Consider the following 3298-nt stretch of genomic DNA (forward strand, 5'->3'; position numbering starts at 1 on the left):
GGTTCTACGCGCAAAATTTGGACAGCATTATCGGTTTGGTCGATAAAATTGATAATGTCCTTTTCTTCTAATAAAGGACCAGATTTAGCGAGATTTTGCTCTTCATTTTCGCACATCACTAAGAGAATTTCATCAGAATTTATAAACACTGGTTTATTCACAAATGCCTCCATACTGCCTATTGGCAAAAGTTATTTTCTAAGATATGGAGTGAATATATTTTCGTTTTACGGTAATGTCAACATAAAAATACCGTATAACGAAAATTATTTTATGAGTATTCATCTAAAGATTAGTGTGTTTTTATAGATATTTGGAGATTTTATGAAAGGTTATAAGACTGCCAAAAGAAAATTTTTACAATTGTCAAATGAAGAAAAAACAGCAGTTATCGCTTTTTTGATTCGATTAAAGTATGAAGAAACGCTAAAACTGCCCTCCGTTCTTCTTCATTGCAAGACGAATATAGATCATAAAAATCTTGATCTATCTTGCTTAAAGCCGGATACGGAGGATACTCCTTAAAGAAACTGTGTAGCTTCACTAGCTCTTCTGCGGTGATATCACGGTAGGCTTTAGAGTCAGAGTCATCAATCGATAATAAGCGCGTAATAGATGATGGACTCAATCCTAAATGTTGCCCTAAAGCCTTACGGCTTCCATGCCCCATTTCATTTAATTTTTCATTAATCCACATTTTTATTAGCTTTTGAAAATCCATTTTATTTTTCTCTCTTAAAATTATTAAATAATCAATATTGCGTATTACGAAAATTTTGCTTATATTTGCGTAATACGTAAATATATGACAGAAATTTTGGATTACATGATTACTCCAGCAGTTATGATTATAAAATATTTAGGTGGTGCAAAACGTGTGTCGTTGATTTCTCAATGCCATGTGTCTGCTGTTTATAAATGGACTTACCCCTTTGAAAAGCGAGAGGGTAAAGGCGGCATCATTCCAGCTAAATACCAAATTATGCTTTTAAATTATGCACGTGATCATGGGATAGATTTGCGTCCAGAAGATTTTTTTTATCCCGAGCGCTTGCAGAGATTAATGCAAGAGCAACACCCCCCAATGACTACATTTGCAAAAAGTTCCGGCGTTGATAGCGCGCGTGAGACTTTGCAGCCTTAAGGAGGTGATGATGGCTGTAGAAAAGAAATACGAACTTACTGATGAAACAATTGAGTTTGATGGCAGAACACTTCACCGCATTCGTGCACTGAGAGACTTTGGTGATGTTAAAGCAGGTGATTTAGGAGGCTATATAGAGAAAGAAGACAACCTAAGTCATGAAGGTGATTGTTGGGTTGGGAATAGGGCATGGGTTTATGGTGATGCACGTGTTTTTGGCAATGCCAAGGTTCTTGGTTTTTCTCATGTTTATGACAATGCCCGTGTTTATGAGAATGCCAATGTTCTTTTAGCAGCTGCGATTTATGGCAACGCCAAGGTTTGTGGTAATGCGCATGTATTTGGCAATGCTAGGGTTTACGGTCAAGCCGCGGTTTTTGGTAATGCTTACGTTTACGATAATATCCATGTTTATGGCAACGCCAAGGTTTATGGCAACGCCAAGGTTTGTGGTTATGCCAAGGTTTGTGATGCTGCTAAGGTGTTCGGTCATGCCGTGGTTTATGGTAAGGCCAAGATTTATGGAAATGCATATGTTTGCGGCACTGAAGAATATGGTGGCGACAGAGTTTATATGTGTTCACATAATGCAAATGAAGCGCATAAGAATGATGATGGTAAGCCTCGTGTAGAGCTTATACCGCCGTTGGCACTGCTTGAAATTGGTAAAGTTTTAGAGTTTGGGGCAAAGAAGTACGGAGCAAACAATTGGCGTAATGGCATGCACTGGAGCAGGTTTCACGGTGCTGCTTTACGTCATTTATTAGCATGGTTTGGTGGAGAGCATAAGGATGCTGAGAGTGATTTATCACACTTGGCACATGCGGCTTGTTGCATTCTTTTTTTAATGGAATGCGAAGCACAACAGATTGGTCATGATGACCGCCCTCATAAAAATTAAAGGAGATAAAGATGAGTTCGAATGAAATTTTATGGATAGCAGTGGTTTCAGTTTTGCTCTTAAGCGGAGTGATGTTTCGTATTGCATTGCATTATCGCGATCAAGTTAAAGCACTTAAAGAGCAGGTTCAAGATATTAAGAAAAAAATGAAAGAGAATGAGTTTAGGTATTTAAAGGAAAGCAAGCAGACAATTGATGAATGTGATGCGGATCTTGAAGAACGTGACAAGGAAATTAAACAACTGAAACAAAAGACTGAAGAGCATGAAAAGGCGTTCAGAAATGTAAGTGAAGTTGTAATGACACTCGAAGCAGATGTGCAATCACGTGATACGGAAATTAAACAACTGAAGCAAGAGATTAAAGAACGTGACGAGAAAATTCAAAGACTAACACAAGAGCTTAAACAGCGTGATGAAGCAGTAAAAGCGCCGCCTCATAAGAATAAGAAGAGTAAGAAGAAAAGTAAGTGAGAAGATAGAGGTGGAAGATATGATACTTAAAAAGAAGTATGAATCTACTGATGAAACAATCGAAGTTAATGGAGTTACGCTTCACCGTATACGTGCTTTAAGAAATTTTAGAGATGTGTACGCAGGTGACTTAGGTGGCTTTATTGAAAATGAAAGCAATTTAAGTCATGAGGGAGACTGTTGGGTTGGGGACGATGCAAAGGTTTATGGTAGTGCTAGGGTTTACGGTCGAGCCAAGGTTTTTGGTAATGCCAACGTTTATGATAACGCTCATGTTTATGGCAATGCCATTGTTTATTTTGATGCTAAAGTTTTTGGTAATGCACATGTATACGGTACAGCAATAATTTGTGAAAATGCCCGTGTGTGTGGTGATGCATGGATTGATACAGGTTTTATTAGTGGTTGTGATTTAGTTAATAGTAGTAAAAAGAAATACGAACTTACAGACGATACAGTTGATCTCGGTCCTTTCAAGTTACACCGAATACGAGCATTGAGAAGCTTTGGCAAAGTAAAGAAAGGTGATTTAGGTGGCTGGGTAGAGAGTGAAGAGAACCTCAGTCACGAAGGTAATTGTTGGATTAGTGGTTTAGGGGCTGTTTTTGGTGGCGGCAGATTACGTGGTGATCACCTAGTTCCAAACTTTAATTACATTTCCAATACGACTTATAAATTGTCTATGTTAACACCACAACAATACATGGCATCTCTACCTTGGCACCGTAGAATATGGGAGCGACTCCGTTATTATTGGGAGTACAGAATATGGCTTTAGAG

5 protein-coding genes are annotated in these 3298 nt (G+C 38.2%); 4 read left to right on the forward strand and 1 reads right to left on the reverse strand.

Features of this window, described 5'->3' with window-relative positions:
- Positions 1–388: 388 nt before the first annotated feature.
- A complete protein-coding gene (locus ACFINZ_RS09085; RefSeq protein ID WP_375668670.1) occupies positions 389–697 on the reverse strand; it encodes a hypothetical protein in 309 nt (102 codons plus the stop codon).
- Positions 698–826: 129 nt separating this feature from the next.
- On the opposite strand from ACFINZ_RS09085, the gene ACFINZ_RS09090 reads away from it, so the two are divergent.
- The 4 genes from ACFINZ_RS09090 (at position 827) to ACFINZ_RS09105 (ending at position 3296) form a co-directional block, all read left to right on the forward strand.
- Positions 827–1144, forward strand: a complete 318-nt coding sequence (locus tag ACFINZ_RS09090) for a hypothetical protein (RefSeq protein WP_375668672.1) — start codon at positions 827–829, stop codon at positions 1142–1144.
- Between the two features lie 574 nt (positions 1145–1718).
- Positions 1719–2045, forward strand: a complete 327-nt coding sequence (locus ACFINZ_RS09095) for a dATP/dGTP diphosphohydrolase domain-containing protein (RefSeq protein ID WP_375654754.1) — start codon at positions 1719–1721, stop codon at positions 2043–2045.
- 11 nt (positions 2046–2056) lie between these two features.
- Positions 2057–2518 (forward strand): hypothetical protein, encoded by a 462-nt coding sequence (locus ACFINZ_RS09100; protein WP_375701361.1) that lies wholly within the window; start codon positions 2057–2059, stop codon positions 2516–2518.
- Positions 2519–2537: 19 nt separating this feature from the next.
- A complete protein-coding gene (locus ACFINZ_RS09105; protein WP_375701362.1) occupies positions 2538–3296 on the forward strand; it encodes a hypothetical protein in 759 nt (252 codons plus the stop codon).
- Positions 3297–3298: the final 2 nt, after the last annotated feature.

This window comes from Bartonella sp. AA81SXKL, from assembly GCF_042196945.1.
Classification (GTDB): Bacteria; Pseudomonadota; Alphaproteobacteria; order Rhizobiales; family Rhizobiaceae; genus Bartonella.